Annotated in this window: 46 protein-coding genes and 1 tRNA gene; 43 read left to right on the forward strand and 4 right to left on the reverse strand. The window is 65.3% G+C overall.

Annotated features, from left to right (window positions below; translation table 11 throughout):
- Positions 1–48 precede the first annotated feature (48 nt).
- The 5 genes from P8R59_RS11070 (at position 49) to P8R59_RS11090 (ending at position 4,582) form a co-directional block, all read left to right on the forward strand.
- Positions 49–603 (forward strand): MarR family winged helix-turn-helix transcriptional regulator, encoded by a 555-nt coding sequence (locus tag P8R59_RS11070; protein ID WP_341210500.1) that lies wholly within the window; start codon positions 49–51, stop codon positions 601–603.
- A 38-nt stretch (positions 604–641) separates the two neighbouring features.
- The gene (locus P8R59_RS11075) at positions 642–779 is read left to right on the forward strand and encodes a hypothetical protein (protein WP_278101110.1); all 138 of its coding nucleotides are present in this window, start codon (positions 642–644) and stop codon (positions 777–779) included.
- Positions 780–853: 74 nt separating this feature from the next.
- Positions 854–1,207: a hypothetical protein gene (locus P8R59_RS11080; RefSeq protein WP_278101111.1), complete on the forward strand. Its 354-nt coding sequence runs from the start codon at positions 854–856 to the stop codon at positions 1,205–1,207.
- Positions 1,208–1,252: 45 nt separating this feature from the next.
- Positions 1,253–1,885, forward strand: a complete 633-nt coding sequence (locus P8R59_RS11085) for a hypothetical protein (RefSeq protein ID WP_278101112.1) — start codon at positions 1,253–1,255, stop codon at positions 1,883–1,885.
- 135 nt (positions 1,886–2,020) lie between these two features.
- The gene (locus tag P8R59_RS11090) at positions 2,021–4,582 is read left to right on the forward strand and encodes a bifunctional lysylphosphatidylglycerol flippase/synthetase MprF (protein ID WP_278101113.1); all 2,562 of its coding nucleotides are present in this window, start codon (positions 2,021–2,023) and stop codon (positions 4,580–4,582) included.
- A gap of 10 nt (positions 4,583–4,592) precedes the next feature.
- On the opposite strand, the gene P8R59_RS11095 is transcribed toward P8R59_RS11090, so the two are convergent.
- The gene (locus P8R59_RS11095) at positions 4,593–4,985 is read right to left on the reverse strand and encodes a DUF5684 domain-containing protein (RefSeq protein WP_175627568.1); all 393 of its coding nucleotides are present in this window, start codon (positions 4,983–4,985) and stop codon (positions 4,593–4,595) included.
- A gap of 93 nt (positions 4,986–5,078) precedes the next feature.
- On the opposite strand from P8R59_RS11095, the gene P8R59_RS11100 reads away from it, so the two are divergent.
- The 3 genes from P8R59_RS11100 to P8R59_RS11110 all read left to right on the forward strand — a co-directional run bounded on the left by P8R59_RS11100 (position 5,079) and on the right by P8R59_RS11110 (position 6,024).
- On the forward strand, positions 5,079–5,519 hold the full coding sequence (locus P8R59_RS11100; RefSeq protein ID WP_278101114.1) for a hypothetical protein: 441 nt from the start codon (positions 5,079–5,081) through the stop codon (positions 5,517–5,519).
- Between the two features lie 84 nt (positions 5,520–5,603).
- Complete coding sequence (locus tag P8R59_RS11105; protein ID WP_278101115.1) at positions 5,604–5,777, forward strand: hypothetical protein; 174 nt, start codon at positions 5,604–5,606, stop codon at positions 5,775–5,777.
- Between the two features lie 174 nt (positions 5,778–5,951).
- Positions 5,952–6,024: transfer RNA gene (locus P8R59_RS11110), tRNA-Arg, on the forward strand.
- Between the two features lie 56 nt (positions 6,025–6,080).
- On the opposite strand, the gene P8R59_RS11115 is transcribed toward P8R59_RS11110, so the two are convergent.
- Positions 6,081–6,959: a hypothetical protein gene (locus P8R59_RS11115; protein WP_278101116.1), complete on the reverse strand. Its 879-nt coding sequence runs from the start codon at positions 6,957–6,959 to the stop codon at positions 6,081–6,083.
- 158 nt (positions 6,960–7,117) lie between these two features.
- Complete coding sequence (locus tag P8R59_RS11120; protein WP_278101117.1) at positions 7,118–7,336, reverse strand: hypothetical protein; 219 nt, start codon at positions 7,334–7,336, stop codon at positions 7,118–7,120.
- Positions 7,337–7,639: 303 nt separating this feature from the next.
- Here P8R59_RS11120 and P8R59_RS11125 point away from each other — a divergent pair, with 303 nt between their 5' ends.
- Complete coding sequence (locus P8R59_RS11125) at positions 7,640–7,762, forward strand: hypothetical protein (RefSeq protein WP_278101118.1); 123 nt, start codon at positions 7,640–7,642, stop codon at positions 7,760–7,762.
- A 6-nt stretch (positions 7,763–7,768) separates the two neighbouring features.
- Here P8R59_RS11125 and P8R59_RS11130 read toward each other — a convergent pair whose 3' ends face one another.
- Positions 7,769–8,029, reverse strand: a complete 261-nt coding sequence (locus P8R59_RS11130; RefSeq protein WP_278101119.1) for a helix-turn-helix domain-containing protein — start codon at positions 8,027–8,029, stop codon at positions 7,769–7,771.
- A gap of 69 nt (positions 8,030–8,098) precedes the next feature.
- On the opposite strand from P8R59_RS11130, the gene P8R59_RS11135 reads away from it, so the two are divergent.
- The 34 genes from P8R59_RS11135 (at position 8,099) to P8R59_RS11295 (ending at position 22,867) form a co-directional block, all read left to right on the forward strand.
- Entirely contained in the window at positions 8,099–8,305 is a 207-nt protein-coding gene (locus tag P8R59_RS11135) for a hypothetical protein (protein ID WP_278101120.1), read from the forward strand.
- Positions 8,302–8,484, forward strand: a complete 183-nt coding sequence (locus tag P8R59_RS11140; protein ID WP_278101121.1) for a helix-turn-helix domain-containing protein — start codon at positions 8,302–8,304, stop codon at positions 8,482–8,484. Before P8R59_RS11135 ends, P8R59_RS11140 begins: the two co-directional genes overlap by 4 nt.
- Positions 8,484–8,651, forward strand: a complete 168-nt coding sequence (locus P8R59_RS11145) for a hypothetical protein (RefSeq protein ID WP_278101122.1) — start codon at positions 8,484–8,486, stop codon at positions 8,649–8,651. Before P8R59_RS11140 ends, P8R59_RS11145 begins: the two co-directional genes overlap by 1 nt.
- Before the next feature lie 67 nt (positions 8,652–8,718).
- Entirely contained in the window at positions 8,719–9,051 is a 333-nt protein-coding gene (locus P8R59_RS11150; RefSeq protein WP_278101123.1) for a hypothetical protein, read from the forward strand.
- Positions 9,048–9,536, forward strand: a complete 489-nt coding sequence (locus P8R59_RS11155; RefSeq protein ID WP_278101124.1) for an RNA methyltransferase — start codon at positions 9,048–9,050, stop codon at positions 9,534–9,536. The genes P8R59_RS11150 and P8R59_RS11155 overlap by 4 nt, the downstream gene beginning before the upstream one ends.
- Positions 9,533–9,697, forward strand: a complete 165-nt coding sequence (locus P8R59_RS11160) for a hypothetical protein (protein ID WP_278101125.1) — start codon at positions 9,533–9,535, stop codon at positions 9,695–9,697. Before P8R59_RS11155 ends, P8R59_RS11160 begins: the two co-directional genes overlap by 4 nt.
- Positions 9,691–9,870 (forward strand): hypothetical protein, encoded by a 180-nt coding sequence (locus P8R59_RS11165; RefSeq protein ID WP_278101126.1) that lies wholly within the window; start codon positions 9,691–9,693, stop codon positions 9,868–9,870. Before P8R59_RS11160 ends, P8R59_RS11165 begins: the two co-directional genes overlap by 7 nt.
- The gene (locus P8R59_RS11170) at positions 9,867–10,331 is read left to right on the forward strand and encodes a hypothetical protein (protein WP_278101127.1); all 465 of its coding nucleotides are present in this window, start codon (positions 9,867–9,869) and stop codon (positions 10,329–10,331) included. The genes P8R59_RS11165 and P8R59_RS11170 overlap by 4 nt, the downstream gene beginning before the upstream one ends.
- Positions 10,328–10,846, forward strand: coding sequence for a hypothetical protein (locus P8R59_RS11175; RefSeq protein WP_278101128.1), 519 nt, complete (start codon positions 10,328–10,330; stop codon positions 10,844–10,846). Before P8R59_RS11170 ends, P8R59_RS11175 begins: the two co-directional genes overlap by 4 nt.
- The gene (locus P8R59_RS11180; RefSeq protein ID WP_278101129.1) at positions 10,843–11,013 is read left to right on the forward strand and encodes a hypothetical protein; all 171 of its coding nucleotides are present in this window, start codon (positions 10,843–10,845) and stop codon (positions 11,011–11,013) included. The genes P8R59_RS11175 and P8R59_RS11180 overlap by 4 nt, the downstream gene beginning before the upstream one ends.
- Positions 11,010–11,378: a hypothetical protein gene (locus P8R59_RS11185; protein ID WP_278101130.1), complete on the forward strand. Its 369-nt coding sequence runs from the start codon at positions 11,010–11,012 to the stop codon at positions 11,376–11,378. The genes P8R59_RS11180 and P8R59_RS11185 overlap by 4 nt, the downstream gene beginning before the upstream one ends.
- Position 11,379: 1 nt before the next feature.
- Complete coding sequence (locus P8R59_RS11190; protein WP_278101131.1) at positions 11,380–11,724, forward strand: hypothetical protein; 345 nt, start codon at positions 11,380–11,382, stop codon at positions 11,722–11,724.
- A complete protein-coding gene (locus tag P8R59_RS11195) occupies positions 11,721–12,398 on the forward strand; it encodes a lambda exonuclease family protein (protein ID WP_278101132.1) in 678 nt (225 codons plus the stop codon). Before P8R59_RS11190 ends, P8R59_RS11195 begins: the two co-directional genes overlap by 4 nt.
- Positions 12,399–12,400: 2 nt before the next feature.
- A complete protein-coding gene (locus P8R59_RS11200) occupies positions 12,401–12,949 on the forward strand; it encodes a hypothetical protein (RefSeq protein ID WP_278101133.1) in 549 nt (182 codons plus the stop codon).
- A complete protein-coding gene (locus tag P8R59_RS11205; RefSeq protein ID WP_278101134.1) occupies positions 12,946–13,362 on the forward strand; it encodes a hypothetical protein in 417 nt (138 codons plus the stop codon). Before P8R59_RS11200 ends, P8R59_RS11205 begins: the two co-directional genes overlap by 4 nt.
- Entirely contained in the window at positions 13,359–13,586 is a 228-nt protein-coding gene (locus P8R59_RS11210; protein ID WP_278101135.1) for a hypothetical protein, read from the forward strand. The genes P8R59_RS11205 and P8R59_RS11210 overlap by 4 nt, the downstream gene beginning before the upstream one ends.
- 136 nt (positions 13,587–13,722) lie before the next feature.
- Positions 13,723–13,914 (forward strand): hypothetical protein, encoded by a 192-nt coding sequence (locus P8R59_RS11215; protein ID WP_278101136.1) that lies wholly within the window; start codon positions 13,723–13,725, stop codon positions 13,912–13,914.
- An 86-nt stretch (positions 13,915–14,000) separates the two neighbouring features.
- Positions 14,001–14,402: a hypothetical protein gene (locus tag P8R59_RS11220; protein WP_278101137.1), complete on the forward strand. Its 402-nt coding sequence runs from the start codon at positions 14,001–14,003 to the stop codon at positions 14,400–14,402.
- A 474-nt stretch (positions 14,403–14,876) separates the two neighbouring features.
- Positions 14,877–15,203: a GIY-YIG nuclease family protein gene (locus P8R59_RS11225; protein WP_278101138.1), complete on the forward strand. Its 327-nt coding sequence runs from the start codon at positions 14,877–14,879 to the stop codon at positions 15,201–15,203.
- A complete protein-coding gene (locus P8R59_RS11230; protein ID WP_278101139.1) occupies positions 15,181–15,834 on the forward strand; it encodes a hypothetical protein in 654 nt (217 codons plus the stop codon). The genes P8R59_RS11225 and P8R59_RS11230 overlap by 23 nt, the downstream gene beginning before the upstream one ends.
- On the forward strand, positions 15,831–16,175 hold the full coding sequence (locus tag P8R59_RS11235; protein WP_278101140.1) for a helix-turn-helix domain-containing protein: 345 nt from the start codon (positions 15,831–15,833) through the stop codon (positions 16,173–16,175). Before P8R59_RS11230 ends, P8R59_RS11235 begins: the two co-directional genes overlap by 4 nt.
- Before the next feature lie 52 nt (positions 16,176–16,227).
- Positions 16,228–16,482 (forward strand): hypothetical protein, encoded by a 255-nt coding sequence (locus P8R59_RS11240; protein WP_278101141.1) that lies wholly within the window; start codon positions 16,228–16,230, stop codon positions 16,480–16,482.
- Positions 16,479–16,958 carry a single-stranded DNA-binding protein gene (locus P8R59_RS11245; RefSeq protein WP_278101142.1) on the forward strand — a complete coding sequence of 160 codons (480 nt, stop codon included), beginning with the start codon at positions 16,479–16,481 and terminating at the stop codon, positions 16,956–16,958. Before P8R59_RS11240 ends, P8R59_RS11245 begins: the two co-directional genes overlap by 4 nt.
- A gap of 126 nt (positions 16,959–17,084) precedes the next feature.
- Positions 17,085–17,297: a hypothetical protein gene (locus tag P8R59_RS11250; protein WP_278101143.1), complete on the forward strand. Its 213-nt coding sequence runs from the start codon at positions 17,085–17,087 to the stop codon at positions 17,295–17,297.
- Between the two features lie 284 nt (positions 17,298–17,581).
- Complete coding sequence (locus P8R59_RS11255) at positions 17,582–18,043, forward strand: helix-turn-helix domain-containing protein (RefSeq protein WP_278101144.1); 462 nt, start codon at positions 17,582–17,584, stop codon at positions 18,041–18,043.
- Between the two features lie 972 nt (positions 18,044–19,015).
- The gene (locus P8R59_RS11260; RefSeq protein WP_278101145.1) at positions 19,016–19,252 is read left to right on the forward strand and encodes a hypothetical protein; all 237 of its coding nucleotides are present in this window, start codon (positions 19,016–19,018) and stop codon (positions 19,250–19,252) included.
- Positions 19,239–20,072, forward strand: a complete 834-nt coding sequence (locus P8R59_RS11265) for a hypothetical protein (protein WP_278101146.1) — start codon at positions 19,239–19,241, stop codon at positions 20,070–20,072. Before P8R59_RS11260 ends, P8R59_RS11265 begins: the two co-directional genes overlap by 14 nt.
- 689 nt (positions 20,073–20,761) lie before the next feature.
- Entirely contained in the window at positions 20,762–20,974 is a 213-nt protein-coding gene (locus tag P8R59_RS19255; RefSeq protein WP_431606892.1) for an HNH endonuclease, read from the forward strand.
- Between the two features lie 133 nt (positions 20,975–21,107).
- Positions 21,108–21,275, forward strand: coding sequence for a DUF7455 domain-containing protein (locus P8R59_RS11270; protein ID WP_278101147.1), 168 nt, complete (start codon positions 21,108–21,110; stop codon positions 21,273–21,275).
- 76 nt (positions 21,276–21,351) lie between these two features.
- Entirely contained in the window at positions 21,352–21,819 is a 468-nt protein-coding gene (locus P8R59_RS11275) for a hypothetical protein (RefSeq protein WP_278101148.1), read from the forward strand.
- A 139-nt stretch (positions 21,820–21,958) separates the two neighbouring features.
- Positions 21,959–22,084: a hypothetical protein gene (locus P8R59_RS11280; protein WP_278101149.1), complete on the forward strand. Its 126-nt coding sequence runs from the start codon at positions 21,959–21,961 to the stop codon at positions 22,082–22,084.
- An 88-nt stretch (positions 22,085–22,172) separates the two neighbouring features.
- Positions 22,173–22,418: a hypothetical protein gene (locus P8R59_RS11285; protein ID WP_278101150.1), complete on the forward strand. Its 246-nt coding sequence runs from the start codon at positions 22,173–22,175 to the stop codon at positions 22,416–22,418.
- Positions 22,405–22,533, forward strand: a complete 129-nt coding sequence (locus tag P8R59_RS11290) for a hypothetical protein (RefSeq protein ID WP_278101151.1) — start codon at positions 22,405–22,407, stop codon at positions 22,531–22,533. Before P8R59_RS11285 ends, P8R59_RS11290 begins: the two co-directional genes overlap by 14 nt.
- A 130-nt stretch (positions 22,534–22,663) precedes the next feature.
- Positions 22,664–22,867, forward strand: coding sequence for a hypothetical protein (locus P8R59_RS11295; RefSeq protein ID WP_278101152.1), 204 nt, complete (start codon positions 22,664–22,666; stop codon positions 22,865–22,867).
- Positions 22,868–22,931 lie beyond the last annotated feature (64 nt).

Genomic DNA, 22,931 nt, shown 5'->3' on the forward strand with positions numbered 1-22,931 from the left:
ATTTGTTTCGTTGTACTATGACGGGATCGACAGCAAGGGGCGTACACCATGACGGACATGCGTGCGGTGTCGCAGAGCCTCTCTCCTGGCGGAGACCGTGACTCGGGCACCTACTGGTACGGAGGCGAGCCCGCCGACCGCCGGGTTCGGAGCAAGGCCGTGCTCGAGGCGCTGCGCGTCTACCGGGCGGCGGAACTCGCGATGCGTCGGCGCACGCGCGAATCCATGTCGATGGGCGAGAACGAACTGCTCGTCCTGCGTTATCTGCTGCGGGAGCCCAACCGCCGGGTGCGTCCCGGTGAGCTCACTCGCTACCTCGGCCTCTCCACCGCGTCGACGACGGCGATCCTCGACCGCCTCGAGCGATCGGGGCACATCACGCGGACGGCCAATCCCGACGACCGTCGCAGCATCTTCATCCAGGCGACCGACCGTGCCCACGCCGAGGTGCGTCAGACCCTCGGCAACATGCACGACCGCATGCTCTCGGCCGTGATCGAGATGTCGGCCGAGGAGTCCGCGGTCGTCGTGGACTTCCTGCACCGCATGAGCGACGCGGTCGACGGAGTCGCCGTCGACGCCGGATCCGCAGCTTCGCCGTGATCTACGTGCTCGTCGGCGGACCGCGCGACGGACAGCACGTGGATGACCTCCCACGCGGATACCGCCTCAGCCTCGACGAACCGGCTCCCGAGCGGTTCGCCGAGTTCGACACCGTGCGCGCGGTGTGGTTCGAGCTCGATGCCGCGATGTTCCGCTCCGCACAGCGCCGCGATTGACGGGTGCGTATCCCACTCGCCTCGCCTCGCGCAACCCGCCTCGACGAGGCGACGCGAACGACGACGCTGGACGCATGAGATGTGTGACCTACGCCGGCGAGACCGTGATCACCACCGATGATGTGGCGTCGTCCCTCGTGGAGCTGACCGCCGCGGTGGCGAAGGAGGGTCAGGCCGAGGCCGTGAGCATCCCGATCGTCACGGAGGACAAGAAGGTCGCGCAGGCGGAACTCGTCATCGGCGTCGGCAACGACGTGCTGTCGGCTCCGGTGGAATGGGCGGGCGAGGAGCCCGACTTCGCGGCGTGGTCGGAGGATCTCCGTAACCACCGGCTGTTCCCGCGATCGGCGTTGCGCGTGGTGGAGCCGGTCTCATCGGACGAGGACGAACCCGTGGACTGGGACTTCGACCAGCCCACGCAGGCCTGACGCACGCCTCGAACGCTCCCCGACGCTCCCCGTAGGGTGGAGGACATGGGGAAGCGGAGCGCGACGTGGCGTGTCGGGGGAATCCTGCTCGCGGTGTGCGGTGTCCTGCGCCTCGGGGGCGCGCAGATGGTCGGCTCGCCGGTGGTGACCCAGACCCTGATCGATGTCGTGTGGGCCCTCGGCATCCTGGTGTTCGCCTTCGGGTTCCGCAGGGCCGGGAGCGTTGTCGCGCGGCGGCCGCTGGGACTGACCGCTCTGATCGTGCTGGCCCTCGCGCCGCTCGTCGTGAACCTCTCCTACAACCTCGCTCCGGTGCAGGTCGTGTCGTCCGAGCCGTCGACGGAGTGGCAGGCCTTCGCCGTGAGCTGGACGGGGGCGGCCGTGTCGATCGCCGCCGGCCTGATCGCAGCGACCCAGATCGCGCGCCTGGGCGCCGTGCCTGCGCGCTGGCGCTGGGCTCCGATGTGGGCGCTCGGGATCAGCGTGGGCGGTGCCGTGCTCGTGCAGGTCGTGTGGGTCGCTCTCGGCGCCGCGGGTGCGGACCAGGCGGTCCTCGTGGCGGTGGGTTTGATCGGGTGGGTCAGTGCCCTCGCGCCCACGCTCGGGCTGGGCGTCGTCGCGCTTCTGGCCGCCGCGACCGATCGCGCGCCGGGCGTCGACGTGTTCCGCTCCTCCTGACGCTCCCGTCGACAGGCCCCCGCCGCTCAGCGGGGGCGGATACACCCCGGGGCGGATGACGCCGGCCCGGTGCCGAAGAGACGATGAGTCGTCGGATCGTCCTCCCTCGATCGACGCTCACCCGATCGGAGCCCCATGCCGCCGACCGCCGTCGCCTCGCCCCCGCCCGTCATCGCGACGCCCTCGACGTCCCGCGCGTCGGCGTCCTCGCCCGCGGGCGCGCCGCCCTCTCCGCGACGGATCATCCGGATGCCACGGGCCAGTGCCGCGCTCGCAGCCGTCATCCTGCTGGTCAGTCTCGTGCAGTTCCGCGGCAGCGTCCTGCTCGGCGACGGGCCGTTCGACGTCCGGGAGTTGGTGCGGAGTCTGTTCACGGTCGATCAACCGGTGCTGCTGCCGATCGTCCTCGTCGCCGTCCTCGTCGGTGGCGGTCTCGCCGAGCGTGTCCTGGGTGCCCGTCGCCTGCTCGTGGCCTTCATGGGCGGCGGTCTGGCGACGTCCGTGGCGGGATTGCTGATCGGCGCGGTCGAGAGCGCCGTCCTTCCGGGCCTGCCGCTGAACTCGGAGGTGTTCACGGGAGCGCCCCCGATCGCGGCGCTCCTGGTCGTCGCGATGACCGCGAGCGGCTTCGTCGGCGCGCTGTGGCGCCGGCGCGTGCGGTGGGCGAGCGCCGTGATCGCCCTCACCCTGTTCCTGTACTCGGCGTCGGCGAGCGACCTGTACACGCTCCTCGCCCTCCCGGTCGGCCTCGCGCTGGGCCTTCTCCTCGGCGGTCGCCCGGTCACGCTGCGCGTCCACCGCAGCTCGCACCACGAGACGCGCGTCCTCCTGGCCGCGCTGACCGCGGTGACCGCCGTCGGCCCGGTGGTCGCGACGTTGTGGGGGAGCGGGGCGGGTCTGCTGTCCGTCTACGGGTGGCTGTCCTACGACCCGCTCACCGTGGTGGACGGACAGGTGTGCGTCGTGGGGTCGGAGCTCCTCGCGTGCTCCCCGGCGGGATGGTCGACCGGCCCGCTGCAGGCGAACGCCGGATGGATCGCCGCGCTCCCGCTGGCGGTGCTGCTCGTGGCATCCTGGGGCATCCTCCGTGGGCGCCGGGGCGCGCTGGGCATCGCGATCGCGGTGAACCTGCTGGTGTTCGCGGGAATGATGTACGTCTTCGCCGTCACCGAGCCCGACACGCTGGCGGCGCTCGCGGTCACTCGCGACGCGGATGCCGCGTCGGCGGTGTGGCAGATCCTGGTCGGGGTGGCGGTGGGGGCGCTCGTGCCGCTCGCGGTCGCGGTGACGCTCTTCGTCTTCCGCCGGGCCGCGCGGATCGGATCGGCTCCCGGGGCACGGTCGCTGTTCCTGGGGACCGTCGGTCTCGCCGGTGTCGGCACCTTCGTCACGTCGCTCGTCGGGACGATGGCGTTCTCGCACCACTTCAGCCCTGAGCCCGGGGCCGGGGCCGTGCTCCGCGCCACCGTCCTGCGGCTGGTCCCTCCGTCGCTCCTGCCGAGCGAGTCGATCGCCTTCGTTCCCGTGACGGGGTGGGCGCAGGCGCTCTGGTACCTGCCGTCCGCGGTCTTCTGGGCCGTCTGCGTCGTCGCCTCCGTGCGGTTCGTCCTGAGCCCGGGGTCGGCGGCGCATGCGGGTGATCGCGCACGGGCGCGCGCGGTGCTCGAACGGGGCGGTGGCGGGGCGCTGTCGTTCATGACGACGTGGACCGGCAATGCCTACTGGTTCGCCCCCGGCGTCGACGCCGCGATCGCCTACCGCGTCCGCGGCCGCATCGCGGTGACGCTCGGCGGCGCGTTCGGCCGTGATCGCACCGATCCGGGGGTCGCCCGCGCGTTCGTGGATTTCTGCGGCGAACGCGGCTGGACACCGGTCTTCTACAGCGTCGACGACGCCGAGAGCGCCACCCTCGACGAGCTCGGGTGGAGAAGGACCCAGGTGGCCGAGGAAGCCCGCCTCGACCCGGCGACCTGGACCCCCGCGGGCAAGAAGCGACAGGATGTGCGCACCGCCACCCACCGCGCCGCACGGGAGGGCGTGCGGGCGGAATGGACCCGGTGGTCCGAGCTCTCGTTCCGGGACCGGGCGCAGATCCGCGAGATCTCGGAGGCGTGGGTCGCGGACAAGACCATCCCCGAGATGGAGTTCACCCTCGGCGGCGTCGAGCAGATGACCGACCCCGCGGTCCGCCTCATGATCGCGCGCGACGCGCAGCACCGCGTGGTCGCGGTGACGAGCTGGATCCCCGTGTATGCGGCATCCCTCGTGCAGGGATATGCCCTGGACGTCATGCGTCGCCGGCACGACGCGATGAACGGCGTGATGGAGTTCGTCATCGGCGCCGTGGTCGAACGCCTTCGCGGCGAGGGGTGCGCCGTGCTGAGCCTGTCAGGTTCGCCCCTCGCTTTCCACCGGGACGAGGTGGATGCCGAGTCGGATGCCGTCGAGCGCTTCCTCCGTCAGCTGAGCGTCCTGCTGGAGCCCGCGTACGGCTTCCGGTCGCTGGCGAACTTCAAGAAGAAGTTCCAGCCGGAGTTCGCCCCGATGTGGATGGTGTACCCCGACCCCGCGCAGCTCCCGGCCGTCGGACTCGCTCTGATGCGTTGCTACGCGCCCGGGCTGACCGTCGCCCGGGCAGCACGTTTGGCGGCGGGACTGCGCGCGTCAGCGCGGGAGAAGGCGGCGGCCGCCGGGTGACGCCGGGCGCTCAGATGCGCTCGGGACGGTACTTGTCGTCGCTGAAACCGACGATGAGGTAGCCGATGACCCAGAACACCACCAGGAGGAAGAACGAGAAGAACCCGCCGTGGCCGAAGGCCCGCCCGAGGCGGATGGCGACGATGATGTGGAAGACGATGTTCACGATCGGGATCAGGTAGAGCAGCGACATCCAGCCCGAGAACCCGGCGATCTTCACGAGGAAGATCGCGTTGACGATCGGGATGATGGCGAGCCAGCCCGGGTATCCGGCCTTCGTGAAGATGCGCCACAGCGCGACGACCGCGAGGACGTAGATCGCCAGCCCGATGAGCGAGTTGGTGGTGTTCAGCGCGAAGATCGACGTCTGGTCGAAGATGGTGTTCGGCGAGGAGGTCAGCATGCCGCTCATCGTAGGGGCACGACCGCGTCCTCCGGGGTGCGGCGGAGGTTACGCTCGCGTCATGCCGATCACCGTCGACTCTCGGGGGATGCCATGACCCGCGACCGCAAGTTCGAGTGGGGCGGGCTGAGCGCCGGGCGAGAGGACTTCGTCACGGCCGCCGAGGCACTGACGGCTCTGGAAGAACTGGTCGCGGAGTACGCCGACCTGTCTCCGGAGACGGGGCTGTCCGAGGGAGAGGCGTTCGTTCGGCTGTCGGCGGGGGAACGGTGGGCGATCGTCTCGACCCCGGGCACCCGGTGGTTCTCGGTGCGCGTGCATTCCGGGCACCGCGCGCGCCTCGACGACGCCACCTCCACGCGCGCGGAGGCGGCGATGCTGTTGCGGACCTACGTCGCGGTCGGCGCGGCCTCCGTGCGCGGTGAGGCCGTGATCGACGGCGACCGGCTGACCGTCACCGCCGCGGGGCGCCGCGTGTCGTTGGTCCGCCCGATCGCCGACCGACTCCGCGGGTGGGTGCGCGGCGGTCGCTGAACGGTCTTCCACCGGCGGGTCAAGCCTCTGCGCCCGTGCGGCCGACCCTGCGACGCTGGGGATCCGCCAACGAAGGGAACGACCATGAGCGATCCGCAGAACACCGGCCCGGCCGACGACTCCGAGGACCTCGGCGACGACCAGACGGTGGCGCCCAGCCAGACGAACGACGTGGACGAGCAGTCGAAGGCGCCCTCCGGCGACGACCCGGACGCCGACCACCAGGCCACCGGCATCGGGGTCATCGGCGACGAGTGACCCCGTCTCCCCGGTCGGGGGCGCGTCTGCCACGATGCTAACCTTGACCGGTCCGCCTCCGTAGCTCAGGGGATAGAGCGTTGGTTTCCGGTACCAACGTTCATGCCTGTACTATGGCGGAAACACGCAGAAAAACCAAACACGGAGTACCCCAACTGGTGCCCAATGTGTTTTGCCTCCGTAGCTCAGTGGATAGAGCATCGTCTTCCGGTGGCGAGGGCCGCAGGTTCGATCCCTGCCGGGGGCACACGTAGAACGCCCCGGCGACCATCATGGTCAGCCGGGGCGTTTCGTCGTCGAGTGTCAGTCGCCGTGCGCCTGGGTGATGATCTGATCGGCGGAGTGGAATGCCCCGCCCTGCGCGATGCCGGATGGCGCCCACCCATCCCCGGTGATCCACGCCAGGGTAGCCGCGACATCCCCGTGATTCTTGATCGCGTAGTGGCGGGCGAGATCCTCGGCGCTCTCGTAGGCGGGGGTGATGGGCGAACCCTCGCTGACTGTTTCCCAGATCTGCCACCACTCGCCGGTCGGCGGTTCGATCGCGCTCCAGGCTTCAGCGATCGCCCCTTGGCCCACGAACCGCTCGCGGCTGGCGGAACCGCCACACGTGCCGCATACGTACGTCAGCCCTTCGCGCTCGCACCGCGCGCGGATGACGATGTGAGCGTTGATCGAGTCGTGCCCGAAGCCGCCCAGGGACCACGCGTTCACCTCGGCGGCGGTCGGGTGGTAGGGCTCCTCTCGGTCCTGCCAGCCGGACCCGGGAACGAAGACGCGTGTTAACTCCCACAGGCGGTCCTCGGCCACGAGTGTGTCGACGTCCTGCTGCGAGAGGTGGTGCATCCACTGCTTGTTCCAGTGGGCCAGCAGGCGCTCGGCCTCGCGGACGATCACACTCTCGCCGGAACCGTAAAACTCCGGTGAACGCTCGACGTTCCGCTCTGCGAAGGCACGCACGGCCGGTGTCTCGACGGTGTAGGGCGATGAGCCCGTGCTGGCCGGGTCGAACGGGCGGTATCCATACCACTCGTCTTGGAGTCGCTTGCCATCGGCGGACAGGCCGTGCTCGCAGTCTGGGCACGAGTCCGCGCGAAGCCACTCAGGCATCATGAAACCCTCCCAGACCTTGTCGAGAGGCCAATCGAAGTTCGCCGGAACGCGGCGAACCTCGCGGCCCATTAGTTGCGCGCCCCTTGCTCATGTGTGGACAGGGTTTCGGTAGACTGCATGGCAGCCCTCCATTCGGTTGAGTCGATATGGTCGGCAGGCCCGGGTCGAGTGTTCACGCACTCCCCGGGCATTCCCATACAGATCACACTACCCGTGATCCACACTGATCACAACGCCGGCTTGTCGTCTCCCAGCCGTTGCGCGCGTAGATGCAGCTCCTCGGTCAGGAAGCTCGACGGCGCGACAGACACGGCGCTACGCAACCCGCCCTCGGTGAAGTCCGTCTCGTGCAACCAGCCCGTGCGCAACAAGGCCAACACGGGGTCTGCACCGTACGCACGAGCGATCAATATTGCACCGTCGGCGGGGATCTGACCGGCGCGCACCCACCTACCCACGGTTGTCGCGCCGAGGCCGATCCTGCGTGAGATGGACTGGTGAGACTCGCCCTTTGTTGTCTCAGCCAACCATTTTCGCCAATCCTGGCCCGCCATACACCATTACCGCCCTTTCGCACATAGCCAGCACATAGAACAGTTCACTTTCGATCGAACATCTGTTCTATGTCCGTGCAGTCACGTACAGTTAGCCGTCTCGCCCTGGGTAACACCAGAAACAACCGTCATCCCTCGCCCGAGGGGACAGCACAGCAGGGGGACACTGTGACCAGAATCAACGACGATTCAACCTTGACCGAACTGATCCGCGCCGCCCGAGCCGTGGGAGTGACACCGGGGGAGATGTACGCGTCGATCTTCGGCGCCGACGACGAAGCCACCTACGGGGTAGAGGCGAACGCCGTAGCTCAGTAGGGTTCGCTACTTCTTCCCGGTCGCCTTGTCGGCCGCTGCCCAGATCTTCGACAGCGGCACATCAAGAGCCTCAGCGATACGGCGAATGTCTGAGATCTTCGAGTCGCCGGTGCCGTAGAGGGTGCGTGAAACCGTCGCACGGGGGACGCCGGAGATCTCGGCGAGGTCGTCGAAGGTGAGCTTCGTTCGGTCCTTCTCGACCTTGAGCGCGGCACCTACCGCTTTGGCGTACGCCTTGTCGGCGTCGTTCAGCTTGCTCTTCTCCATACAGATCATGGTAGCCATTTCAGCCCATTTGGGTTGTGCTCTGTAGAGAGCAGGCGTAGTGTGCTCTGCATGGATCAGATCACAGACCCGGTTACTGACGCAGTCAGAACCGCGATCGAGGACAACTTCCCCTCCATCCGAGCCGCTGCATCAGCATCCGGCATCCCCTACACCACCCTCGACCGCCGTCTCCGTGACGGCTCCTGGACCCTCGCAGAGCTGAGAAAGCTCTCCGCAGCAACCGACACCAACCTGCTCGAGGCGGCGGCACGATGACCGCCCCCAGCAAGCGCATGTACACGCGTGAAGAAGCCGCGGAGTACTGCGGCATCTCGTACTACAAGATCGCGAACGCCGTGCGGAACAACACCATCCCGGCGCGCAAGAACGGGCGAGACATCCTCATCGACGTCGCCGACCTGGACGCGTACATCGACAGCTTCGAGGTCGCGTGATGACGCAGTTCGCGATCATCGAGGGTTACCCAGAGGGCGATACGTGGACTCATTACTTCCATGATGTCGAGACCGCCAAGTGGAACCTGCGCGCGCTCCGCGAGGCTCACCCGTGGCGCGAGTACGTGCCCGTCGGCTTTGACGAAGACGCTTCCGATCGCGCCTGACCCCATACACAGACCCGCCCCCGGATTGCAGCCAGGGGCGGACCGTAAAGGAAGGAGGGCAGTACAGATGCCCACCAACAACAGAGTACCCGTCAACCGAACCGTGGACGCCATCATCGTCGCACTCCGCGGATTCACCGAACTGGTCCGCGAGAACCCCTGGATCGCCGAGAACCTGGGCGACGACGCTGGTATCCGGTTTATGTTCCCCGTGAAGGATCGTGCGACGGTCGAGAAGTACGCCGACCTGTTCGACGCTCCGTCAACGGAACTCGTCGAGGATGCACAGTCGCGGCTGTTCGCGGTCGGCGATCTCGGCGTGATCGAGTTCGTCGCAACGGCACGTGTGGCACGCGAGTACGTCGTCATCCCGGCTCTGGGAGAGGCGGTGGCGTCGTGACCCGCAGCGAACAATCTCGAAATCACCGTGGATTCTTTGCGGTCGGAATCTACCGCCCGAAGACGGAAGCAAATGTCGGTTCTCTGCTGAGAACTGCGTACCTGTACGACGCGGCGTACGTGTTCACAGTCGGCAGGCGATACCGCCCGCAAGCAAGCGACACCCCGCGAACTCCCCGACACATCCCACTGTTTCACTTCGAGACGATCGACGATGCAGTCAACCACCTTCCCGACTCCTGCCCGCTCGTGGGTGTCGAGCTTGATCCGCGCGGGCAACGTGTTGACAGGTTCCAGCACCCCGAGCGAGCGGCGTATCTACTCGGTGCCGAAGACGCTGGGCTCCCGTCTCACGTGCGGGACATGTGCCACGCGCTTATCGAAATACCGACCCCTCAGCCGCAATCGATGAACGTTGCGGTAGCAGGATCCATCGTCATCTACGACAGGCATGTGAAGTCTGAGCGACTGGTGGTGGCGTCGTGAACATCCTCGACCCGATCCCGGAACCCAAGGCTGCGAAGGCTGCACACGAGGCCGCCGTGACCGCGCTCCGTCTCAACCGCAACATCACGCAACGTCTCGCCGAAGCCGCGTTCATCCCCGCACTCAGCCTGCTCATCGGTGCGGCGGTGATCCCGTGGTGAACGACGCCGGCAAGACCGTCCTGTACGCGCTCCTCCTCGGTGGCGCACTCACAACCGTCGCGATCATGCGGGGACACGTCGATGTTGCGGCCGTCCTCGCGTGTGTCGCATTCGTCACCGCCGCGTGCATCACCATCGGCGCGCGCATCTACCGGAAGCAGGGGAAGTCATGAGCACGTCAAGCCCGACCCGGGTGAATACCGAGTATGTGCGTCGTCACTACTCTCATGGCCCGACCGCATACTTCGAGGACGGTTCGATCGCGAAGATGCCGACCGCAGCCGATGTCGAGTACGCCGGGCGGCAGTTCGATCAGTGGCTGGCCGCGCACGACGCCGACGCTCTCGCCACCCTGCCTTCCCCGCCCGCCGACGACGTACGCGAAGCGGTGCGGTTCCTGCTGCACACCGGAGGCGTCAATGTCGACGGCGTGCAGGACGCGGACCTGCTCGCGTCCGAACTGTTCTCCCGGTTCGAGGTTCGCTTACGCGGGACGGTCACCGAACCGTGCGAGTGGTGCCCTGAGCAGCACACCGGCTTCGCGGAGTGGCATGGCGATGGCCTGACGCACCCGTCGTGCGGACGCGAGGGGCACGGGATGAACTACGAGCCTGCGAACAGGAGCACGACATGACCGATGAGAACGTGATCAAGACCGTCGAGGGACTGGACGCCCTTACCCCCGGCGAGTGGGTCATCGACGCGGACGGCGACGCGCTATGCCTCGTGGACACCTACCTCGGGTGGCCTCAGCGCATGTGGATGCCGAAGGCGAAGAAGGGCCGTGTCGGCCTCGTGGTGAGTTTGGGGCACGCCACCTTCCCTGTCGCTCTCGCCAAGATTGACCCGGAGTACGTGTGCAAGCACGGGCGCGGGACGAACGAGTGCGGACACTGCTACGTGTGCGGGGCCGTGGTTGGCGAGAGGAGCGAACGTCACTTCGACGCCGAGACCATGGCCGTCGTGCGCGAGGCGGGTCGGATGAACGCCGCGTACGACGAGGCCCACCGAGCGAGTGTGCAGGGACCCGAGGTGCAGGCTCCCGACGACTGCTCTTGCGAGGACCGCGAAGCGCTGGTCCGTCCGGAGGGACTCGTATGCGGCACATGCGGCAAGGTCATTGATCCTGATTGGGAGGCCCGGTCGTGAGCGCCGAGAGCGACGCCCGCAGACTCGCTAACATTCGCGCGTGGATGAAGGGCCGCGATCTGGCTCCCGTCGCCTCCGTCCGTCGTGAAGACCTCGACCTGCTGCTTCGTATCGCGGACGAACGGGACGAACTCGCCCGTCAACTCTGCGCCGAGGTGGAGAAATGACCGCGCCGAGAGCGGACATGACCCGCATCCGTGAAGACCACGGACGCGCACAACAGCGCCACGAAGACGCCATGTGGCACTCCAGCGGCCACACGAACGGGCTCGGCACAACAGCGAAGCAGTACCACCGTGCGTCCTGGTGGGCCGGCATCGAGTACGTCCTGAACCTGCAACACGACATCGACAACATGCCCGCGGGTGAGCTGTTGGCCGAGCTGCGGAAGGGTGCCGGCTCGATCTACTGGCCCCTCAAATCCGGCGACCCGACGTTCTGGACACGCTGCCCCCGCTGCAACGTCTGGGGACTCCTCGACATCGAGGGAATCTGCCCCACCTGCACCTATGAATTCCAGGAGAACGACTGACATGACCGAAGCAACCCAATCAAAACTCGTCAACTCATGGCCCGACCCCTCCGCCGACGAAGACGACGAAGGATCGTGGCCACCTCCGGACCGGTACAGCGACTACCTGATCACTGGACACCTCGCCGACCTCATCCGCGCAAGAACTGGGGAATCCGGAGCGGTGCACTTCATCGAGCGCGAAACCGAGGTGGGCTATTCCGAGTGGACATCCGAGAGCGACTACGAGGTGACCATTCAGGTCGGCTCGTTCCGCCGCAAGTTCGACGGGTCTGCTGACACCGAGTATCTGTACCAGTCGGCGCTCCCGAAGATCCAGAAGTGGCTGGACGGTGACGAGTCATGACACTCCGCACTTTCCCGGATCTCGTGCAGGGATCCGACGAATGGCTCGAGGCGAGACGTGGCATCCTCACCGCATCCGTCATCGGAAAAATGATCACCCCGTCCACGCTCAAGCCCGCAGACAACGACACCTCACGCGGCGTCATCATGACCCTCGCCGCCGAGCGCATCACGGGACACGTCGAATACGTCCACCCCTCCTTCGATATGCAGAGGGGCACTGACGACGGGCCGTTCGCCCGCGAGAAGTACGCCGAACACTACGCACCCGTCACCGAAGTCGGGTTCGTGATCCGCGAGGAAGACACGTACCGGATCGGATACTCGCCGGATGGTCTCGTCGGCGATGACGGTCTCATCGAGATCAAGAGCCGCCGCGCCAACGGTCAGATCCTCGCCTTCCTCAGCGACAAGGTACCGACCACCAACATGGCCCAGGTACAGGCGGCGCTGTTCGTCACCGGCCGCAGATGGATCGACTACGTGAGCTACAGCGCCGGCCTGCCCCTGTACGTCAAGCGCGTCTACCCCGACCCCGCCTGGCACGCAGCGATCGCCGCGACAGCCGAACGATTCGAAACCGAAGTCGGCGTCATCGTCGACCGATTCCACCGGGCATCCGAAGGCTACCCGGCAACCGAACGCCGCCCCGAACTCGATGAGATCAGGATCTGAAATTGGACATCTCCGAAACCCTCGCACCGAAGTCGGCGCAGCTCGACTACGAAGACTTCCTCGGCGGACCCAAGACACTGACCGTTCAGGAGGTTCGCAAAGGTCCGTCCGACGAGCAGCCGATCGAGGTCGTGTTCATCGAAGCCGACAGACCGTGGAGGCCAGCAAAGACCGTCCGCCGCCTGTTGGTGGCGTGCTGGGGAAGCGACGCCAGCGTCTACCCCGGCCGCAAGGTCACGCTGTTCGGCGATCCCAAGGTGAAGTGGGGCGGCGTTGAGATTGGCGACATTCGACTGTCGCACGCGTCGCACATCGATGGACCGTTGCGCGTCGCCTTGCAGGTGACACGGGGCAAGCGGGACGTATTCACCGTCGAACCGCTCAAGGCTGACCCGCTCATCGAACTCCTGCAATCCGCCGACACTCTCGACGCGTTGAAAGCCGCGTGGGAACAGGTGACACGACAGGGCAAGTCGAACCTGCCCGAGCTGATCCAGGTCAAGGACGCACGGAAAGCCGCACTGACCTCGGGAACGGGGGTGACGGCATGAGCACGCAAGCAGCCCGGGCCGAAGTAGCCGATGCGCTCCTCTCGCTGGGCATCACGAACGAACCAGACAAGTACGACGACGGCATCCACTCGTGGCGGTGCACTCACCCCGACGTGTACGGGCGCTGCACATGCTTCGACGAGGCGGTGGATGAGATCACGGCGATCGATTGGCGTGTGTTGGGTGGTCTGGTCCCCGGTTTCATCCCCGTCGAATGGGTGCGTGTCGGCGACCGGATCATCGACCACGGTGTTGAGGGCGTCGTGTCGCACATCAAGCCGCAACACGCCAACCTCCGCGACATCCTCCACGTGTTCCTCGACTCCGGGCACGTGTCATTTGCGAAAGTCACACGACAGGAATGGGTACACGTGATCGAAGCCACCAACCACCCGGACGGGAGTGCGTCATGACCGCGCCCGTGAAGGTCATCCCGACCACCTACGCGACCATGCACACCTGCAATGCGTGCGACGTGTGCGGCAACTTCGGATGTCTCGACTCGCACGGCCTGTGCGATGCGGTGAACCCGGAACAGACGGCCGGATGCTTCCGCGAGCCACTGCACGACGGGCTCCACACGTTCGAGATCGGTCGAGCGGTTACCCGTCCGAGCGGACGGGGGTCTGGCTCGTGACGACTGTGGGTGAGAGCCGGCGCCGTTACTCGATCGAGGTTGAACGGCAACCATCCCGCTACTTCGAACCCGCCGCATACCGGGAATGGTGCGCGCGAGCCGACGAATGGGCCAAGACGAACGGAAGGAACGAATCATGACCACGCAACGCCAGAAGCTGTACGTCGCCAAGTGCCGCTGCGGATGCGGCTTGTGGGCTGCGTTTAAGACTCGCCGGCTGACCATCGACGAACACGGCCGGTACCGGGAGCAGGGAATGTACCGCTCTACATGGCAGCACGCGGTCATCAGCGCCGTGCGTTGGACGAAAGGCTACTCACTCCTCTAGCTCTCGTGAGACGGGCTGGTTCGTGCGCCAACACGAACCAGCCCCACCCAACAGCCCCGAAACCCCTACCAAAAGGAACCAGAACCATGAGCACCACTCATGATGCCAGCACCAAACGGACCAGACGCAACAGATCCAGCGCCAAGAAAGCCGGCACCGACCACGAAACCAGCATCGTCCGCTACCTCGCCGCCGTCCTGGGTGACGACCGCATCGAACGCAGGGCAAAGAACGGGGCCAACGATCGAGGCGACGTAACCGGCGTTCGCACACCCCTCGGCGGACGTCTCGTGATCGAAACGAAGAACTACGGCGGACAGTACAAGGTCGGACCCTGGCTCAAAGAAGCCGAAATCGAACGCGGCAACGACGACGCGGTCATGTCCGTCGTCGTCGCCAAACGACGCGGCACCACCAACCCCGCCGAACAAGTCGTCTTCATGACGCTCGCCGACCTCGCAGTGCTGCTGGGTGGTGATGTGAGGTGATCGACCCGTTTGTGCCGACCGACGCCGAAGTGCGCGAAGCGATCGCTGAATGGATGTGAACGCGCCGGATGTGGCGAACCGACGTCAGCGCCGCGGATGGCCTCGAGTTGGACCGATACCTCTCATCTCGCGAGGTGCCGCATGAGTACGGGTTCCGGGTGCATCACCTGCGACACCACCGGATGCACGCAAACCATCCACCAACGCGACCGGGAATCGATCTACGAACTCCGAATCCGCGCGGCTCGAGACCACGGATGGATGGTCGGATTCAACCCATGGGGTGGCGACTGCGATGACTTTTGCGAGGTGCACCAGTGATGTGGGCACCCGAAACGCAGCCGCGAGACAAACCCCGCACACCCTGCAAACCCTCCTGCTGTTGGCTGCCCTTCTCCTGGTGCGGCCGGAACGAGGAATGCGACTGCCACAAGGAGAAGGGGGTGCGTAATGGTTCGTAGATTCCTGCGCCACATGCCTACCGACGTCTACCACGTATGCGACGAACAGCATCGCCTGCTCTACGTCGGCATGTCGGCAAACGTATTCAAGCGGATGCGCGAGCACAAGAAGTATGCCGGATGGTGGCCGATCGCATATGACGGATACGTCATCCAGTATGCGACCAGAGAACAGGCGACCGCGGAGGAGGCGCGCGCCATCAGGGACGGCCGACCGATCTTCAACAGGCGCTCAGAAGCGTTCCGCGCAGATGGTCCCGAAGGCGAGATCACGGAGTACCTAGAGATCTTCTGGCGCGACGGGGAGGTGTACGTCGATGCCGAGAATTCGAACCATTAAGCCGGAGTTCTGGACGGACGGGGCGATCATCTCGCTGCCGTACGAGACCCGGCTGTTCTACATCGGCATGTGGAACCACGCGTGCGACCGTGGGCACCTGTCCGACGACCCGTTCGGCCTCAAGCTCAAGATCATGCCGGCCGACCCGATCGACGGCGCCGACCTGATCCAACAGCTCGTGCAGGCCGGGAGGGTGCGTCGCATGTCTCTCGAGGACGGTCGCGGGTTCCTGGTCATCCCGAGATTCGGTGACCACCAGCGCATCGACACCCGCTGGACGTCGCGCTGCCCCGTGTGCGCTCACCTCGACTCGCAGGAACTCGCAGAAACTCACGCGAGTTACGGCGGGAATTCACGAACTCAGAGGGAAGGGAAGGGAGGGGAAGGGAAAGGAAGGAAAGGAGGGGAGAACGCTGACGCGCCCCCCCTGTACTGCCCCAGCCACCCCAACGGCACCGACCAACCCTGCCGAGCATGCGGCGACTACCGGCGAGCACGTACCGCCTGGGAGAAGGAACAGCGCACACAGCCGACCCCGACGCCCCGCCGAGAGAAGACCTGCGAGATCCACGCCGAGTACCCGCTTCCTTGCGATCGGTGCGCGGCCGACGAGAACGGACTAAGCGCATGAGCGGCAACTACGAGCGCTTCATCGAACTGGATGACATGGGTTGGTCGGCGCGAATGATCGCCGCCGAGCTGCATGTGAATGAACGCACTGTCACCCGTTGGCGTCAAGCATCCGGCCGGCTGAAGCAGGAGCGGCAGACGCGTCACCCCGACACTGACCGTCAGACCGCGCTCGACCTGATCGAGCAGGGCGCGTCGCTTCGGGAAGCGGCGAACACGGTCGGCGTGACGGAGCAGACGATCCGTCGTTGGTTCCCGGATGTGCCCGCGTGGTCGAAGTCTCAGGCGGGCCAGTACGGGCAGATGTCGCGTCGTCTTTCACGGCTGGGGTGGGCTGCATGACCGCCCCGGCTTCCAGATCTACAACCGAAACCCCTACCAAGGAGAACCAGAAATGAGCACGACCATCGAGGCCGGAAACCTCACCAGCGAACACGTCGGCCGGAAGGTGTCGGTCACGTGGAAGAAGGATCTGATCACCAGCACGGTCACGGACAAGCTCGAGCAGATCACGCACCGTGGTCGGTCGGTGACGCTCTACTTCGAGCGCACCAAGTGGCTGTCTTCGGCCCTCATCACTGGCACGCATGACGACGGCCTGACCGTCAACTTCGAGGACGTCGTGACGATCGAGGAGGTGTCGGCATGACCGGCGAAACGACCCTGACCGTCATTGGCAACCTGACCGCGGATCCCGAGCTGCGTTACACGCAGAACGGCCTTCCGGTGGCGAACTTCACCATCGCGTCGACTCCTCGCACGTTCGATCGCCAGGCGAACGAGTGGAAGGACGGCGACCCGCTGTTCTTGCGGGCGAGTGTGTGGCGGGAGTTCGCCGAGCACGTCGCCGGTTCGCTGACGAAGGGTTCCCGTGTCATCGCGACCGGGCGGCTCAAGCAGCGTTCGTACCAGGACCGTGAGGGTGCGACGAAGACGACGCTCGAGCTTGAGGTTGATGAGATCGGGCCGTCTCTGCGTCACGCGACGGCTGTGGTGACTCGTGCCGCGTCGTCATCGGGTGGTCAGCGTCAGTCGGCGCCGGTCTCGTCGGATGGTTCGTGGTCGACCCCGCCGGCACAGGGCACGTGGGGCGGTGATGGCATTGCTGAGCCGATCCCGTTCTGAGGAGCGCATCACGTCGTACAAGCCGTGCCCGAGGTGTGGTGTGCCGCGTGAGGCTCGGCGTTCGACGGCGCTGTGCAGGTCGTGCGCGGATGTTCTCACCCGGGCCGAACGGAAAGCGTGGAGCAAATGACGAGCTACTGGGAGACCGAGCGGGAGTTCTTCGAGGCGCATGTCAGCCCGGGGAACGTCGGTGAACTTGTCGCCGCCGCTCAGAACATGACGTCGAAGGCGATCGACTGGAACGGGGACGCTGAGGAGCTGACGTGGACGATCGACGACGGCAAGGTGGTTATCTCGTTCCCGGGTGGGTCGAAGAGTGTTGGGTGGGACGGCAAGTGACGGGCGCGCGTGAGTGCCTGCGTGGTTGCCGGACGTTCGATGTCGCGGAGGATGGCACACGCACCCCGAAGCACTGGGCCGCATGCACCGACACCGAATGCCGTGGGTGTGTGGTGCGTGAGGCTGCGGACGGTGCGTTAATCTGCGCGGGGTGCCTGGGTCGTGCACGCCGGCTCGTGTCGGACGCACCGGAACTGCTCGAGCGTGTGCGTTCGAAGACGGATCCGCGGACGAGGCGTGATGGTGGGGAGAATCAGCGCACGAGGCCTGCTCACCCGCCGCATGTGATCGACGCGGACCACCTCGACGCGATCATGGCCGTCGAACAGGTCATCGGCGCCGACGTCGACTGGTTGGCGAATCAGGACTCGGGTGTCGAGTGGCTTAGCGAACTTATCCTCGACCGTCATAAGCCTGCACCGGATGGGACGCGTGAGTCATGGTCGGTGCAGGACGTGATGGACCGGTGGGGTCTCGAGGACAAGCCGGAACCGCACCGGTACGTGTTCCCCGACGACGAACCGGACGCGGAGGTTGCGTTGCCGGTGCGGGAGTGGTTCGACCCGCTGCTGGACGTCAAGCAAGCCGCGAAACAGGCAGGGGTGACCGTCCGGGCCGTGCAGAAGTGGGTCAAGGAAGGCCGGTTGACGCCGGTCGCGAGATTGAGAGCGGGGGACGGGAACGTGCACACGTACTTCCGAGCATCCGACATTGAGAACACCAACCACGCGGATGGTGGCCTGTGATGGGCGGGCCAGTCACCTCCGAGCCGAGAATGCCGGCGGGATGTGAGCGAGGCCAGTGCGATGGCATGCCTCCCGCCGAGTGGTACGCGGACGGAACGATCTGGCAGTGCGGCCACTGCGGGCGCGAATGGATCGTGTGGTCAGCCAATCAGTGCGGCCATCCATTCTCGGCGTGGAGGCGAGGCGATTCGTAGCCGCGGATTCGGTGCGTGACTCGTTCGCACCCTTCTGGTAGGCTTACGCCTATCCAGGTTCCATGACAAAGCCCTCCACATCACGTGGGGGGCTTTCGTCATCCCCGGAACATGCTTCGTTCCACCCGCCGCACGCTTCCAACAACCCGCACGAGGCACGCATCGCGTGACCACCTGCCCTTCCTGAAGCTGCCAGAGCGAGTGTGGAACGCAGAACCACCCACAGGCGAGGCTTGCGCGTTCCCCCTCGACGCCGGAGTTGTGCGGCCAAAGAACGCGCGCATAAGACCTCCCCGTCCGATCCTGCGATGAATGCGGGGCGTGTGGCGGGTCGCAGGAAGGCCGACCAATCGCGGCCGAAAACGGTGCACCGGCGAGGGTGCACCGAACAAACACGCATGGCCGAGTGCAGGCCTAACCGCGTCAAACGTGCGAGCCAGGAACGGCTGAGGCGCACACGGGGCTGACAGGAAAGCCCGGCACGAGCGATCCAGTCGTGGCGATGCGCCGCAATAGACGCGTTCGGTCGGATACACGCGGTTCGACTCCGCGCAGCTCCACATTGAAAAAGAGACCAGTCCGGAGTGGTGACGCCGGGTCTTCCGTAATTGGGCGCCTCCGAAGGAGTTGGAAGAGACAAATAGCACCACATCCAAAGACCCCAAGTGATCCCGACCATGCGCGGGAGAGCGGCCGATGTAGCGCGTACGACGGCCTGGGGCAACTCTTCACAACTGAATGATGGCTTCGTTGGCTGACTCGAACGGACGTAACACCGGTGGCTCTCGCAGAACGGTACGCAAGAACCGAACCCAAGTCGAAGTTCCAAACCTGGCTCGACGGACTCGCCCCCGAAAACTACCTCATCGTGCACGGTTGGCTCGAAGACACGACGATCCCCAACGCCCGCATCGCACAGATGATCCGCGACGACGACCCCGACGACAACTTCACCGGCTACCCGGCCAACAAAGACACCATTGCAGAGTGGCGGCGCACACATGGCACTCGCTGAACGCAAGTTCACGATCAACCCAGCCGTCCGAAACCGGATACTGATCCTCGACGTCGAGCGAGTATCCGGCATCACGCAACAGGCTTGGTGGGACCGCAAGGATCTGCAGAAACGGTACATTCACCACGAAACGGTGATCCGTGAACCGCGCACGACGATCGTCTGCGCCAAGTGGTATCACGACAATGAAGTGATCCGCCTCGCCGAATGGGGCCGTGGCGGGCGCGGAACATTCCTCAAGCGCGTGCATGCGCTCATGGCATCTGCGGACATCATCGTGGGTCACAACGTCGATGGAGCCGATGTGCCGTGGCTGCTCGGTGACTTTTACATCCCGCGCATCGGACACAAGCACAAGCCGAACCTGCCCCCACTGCCGCCATTCAAGACCATCGACACGCTCAAGGTCATGCGCCGCGAATTCAAGTCGGGTGCACCATTCAAGGGCCTCGACGCGCTCTGTCAGATTCTCGGCATACCCGCCAAGACCGACGCGTACGACCGTGACGCGATGGACCGCGCAGTCGCCGGATCCGTCGAAGACCAGCAGCGACTCACCGACTACTGTGCCGGCGACGTCATCGCCACCCAAGGTCTGTTCGACGCCCTCCGACCGCACATGAAGACCCACCCGCACCTGTTCGTGGATGGCAAAGACAAGCTCACCGTCTGTAACCGCTGTGGGAACGAAACCGTACCGTCTGGGCGTCGCTACATCGCCAACGTCCTTTCCTACTCGATGCGCAAGTGCACGAGCTGCGGCGGATACTCGCGACTCTCCATCGAGCCCGAGCGTATGTCCCTAGTCCGGGGAGTTTGACGCCCGAGGCGATAGAATGAGAACGGCCCGAACGAGTGCTACCAACACTCGCCGGGCCTGACCGAATCACCTTGGCTAGAAGGAGATCGGCTGTGACTCAGCCTACCTGCAAGCTCGACTACTGCGACCGCGCGGCCACCCTCAAGGGTCTGTGCCGCGGCCACTACAGCCAGCAATGGCGAGGCGCCGAGTTCACCCCGTTGCGCCATCGGAACTCCGGCAAGCCATGCCGGTTCCCCGGCTGCCCAAAGACGCTAGACGGGCACGCCGCGCAAGGTCTATGCCAGTCTCACTACCGACACTGGCGGCAGTTCGGGAACCTGGAGCCCACCCGCGGCAAGAACGCCGGCCTGAGGTGCGCTAAAGATGGCTGCGAAAAGGCGCTTGGCGTCAGCGACGCGCGCGGCCTATGCGGACGCCACTACTCTCAGTGGCGGACGGACAACGGCCCCCGATGCACGATCGATAACTGCTCCCGCGTCATAGCAACGGGTGGTTTGTGTCAGCGGCACTTCAAGCGCAAGAGAAGCCACGGCGACCCGCACCACAAGCACCCCGTCAAGGTCTGCCTCGAGTGCGATCAAGACTTCCGGCCGTCCGTATGGCGCCAAGTTGTATGCCGCGCGTGCGTCCGCGAGCACACCAAAAAGCGGCGCGACTCGGTCCGGTACGCCCAAACCGACCGTGACATGCGGCGCCTTCTCAGCAGGTTTCGCAACGCGTGCGCATACTGCGGCGGATCTCTCACCGCAGGCATGCATCTAGACCACGTCTGGCCCGTTTCGCGAGGCGGCGTAACTGGCATATCGAACATTGTCCCAGCGTGTGTCGCATGCAACCTGTCGAAGTCGAACAAGTCGGTTATGGAGTGGCGCGTCTGGAAGCTCAACCGTGCCGCATGAATCCTCCCGTTGCGACGGTGGGGTAGGGCTGCTCGGGCCGCGTCCGGACGAACGCACCGAGCACACCCGAATACCGCGCACGCAGACGGCTAACCGGCGTAAGTGTGGTCAACACCGAAGCAAAGGTGCGCGCATGGACGAATACGTCTCATGTGACCAATGCTCGGCGCGGGCGTACATCTTCGTCGAACTCGCAAACGGCGGCGAACTGTCCTGGTGCATTCACCACGGCAAACACCACACCCCGGCCCTACAAGCGGCCGGGGCAATCATCTTCGACCTGTCATACACGCTCGAATGAGAAAACCCCCCAAGTGCGCTTCCGTGAGAGGCGTGGGGGGTATGGCGAATCCCATGCTACACGCGTTGGAGGGGTGATGGCTCGCACGACCGTAGTCCCCGTCATGATCAAGGAAACGCGGCCTGACATTCCCGGCCACGCTGGGCGCACCGAAACGCACTCAGCAAAGCGCCGAGCATCTATCGGTGATGGCCGCTATTGGCTCGTACGGCGTCGTGGGCTGTTCCGACGCTGGCAATGGCTTCCGGTGCGTGGCGCGTTCGTAAGCCTCTTCGAGTTGGAGGGTAAGGACCGGGCAATGACGCATTCAACGCGGAAAACCGGAGAGCCGAACCAGGATGCACTAGAGGCCGCTGCACTCAGCGAGGCGACCGAGACGCCCACGCGATGGCTCGCACGTAATCTCCTTGCCGTACAAAAAGAACGGGACACGTTCGGGGTAGAAGCCGTACTCGAACCACGCCGCCGCGTCGACTGGACCGAACCCGCAACCGAAGAAGGCGCATGGGATCTGCCCACCGAATGCAAAGTCGGCGAAGACTGATGCGGCATAAAACCCACAACGTCGGCTGTGTGATCTACCCCACACTCGCATTCATCCTCGGCATCACCGCCACCATCTACACCAGACCACGCATCCCCGCACTCCTCTGGTGGCTGTTCGGAAACGGGAAGGCATGAGCATGAGCGAGCAAGAACTGCGCGGACACTGGTCGAATGGCGACCCCGTGCACATCATTACCGACGGAGTGAACCGCCGCATCGCACCGAACCTGAATGGCGCGGAATGGATCCCCGAAACGGATTGATGCCACGCTGCGGGATCTGCGGCGAACCAACCTGGGGCATCTGCTGCGACGTCGTAAGCGAATACCTCAGCGACGACGAGGAGCAACAGTGAGCGACGCAACCAAAGCCGCGCTCTACAAAGCCCTCGAAGCCCACATAACCGACGTCACCGAAGGCGGACTCGTCACCGACTGGGCACTCATCGCAGCCACCACCAGCGTCGAAAACATCGGCACCGGAACAACCCGCTACTGGCTCGAAGGCAAAACCGGCCAACCCATCCACGTCACCATCGGCCTCCTCCAATACGGCCGCGAAACCACCACCTGGGGCGACGACGATGACGACGATTGAGGAAGCGCAAGTCGTGATCCGGTGGCTCGAACGATTCGCATCCCAAGGCATCGTCACCATCGGCGGCAAAGGTGGCGCGCTCGAAACGGCGAAAGAGATCGCTTCCGATGACTGACGGCTACGAATGCGCTGGCTGCGGATACACCTACCAATCCGTACTCGCCGCCGCGCAATGCTGCGAAGGATTCGACGACCTCCCACCCTTCACCCGCAACTACGAACTCGGCAAAAACTAAGGACGAGGCATGTCGACGGTCCACACGTACCCGGTCAACGACCTGATCGAACACAACACGGACGGCGAGGACTGCCAGTGCGGGCCATCGACAGAGCCCGTTGAAAGCGACGACGGGTCAATCGGCTGGCACATCATCCACCACTCACTCGACGGTCGCGAGTTCACCGAACCCGACTACACCGGCCCATCCATGCCGACCGAGGCGCGCTGATGGACTGGGGCGACCTCACACCAGACGAAATCGCCGCAGTCAAACGAGTCTGGCGCCGCATGCG

Origin of the sequence: Microbacterium proteolyticum, assembly GCF_029639405.1 — a bacterium.
Classification (GTDB): Bacteria; Actinomycetota; Actinomycetes; order Actinomycetales; family Microbacteriaceae; genus Microbacterium.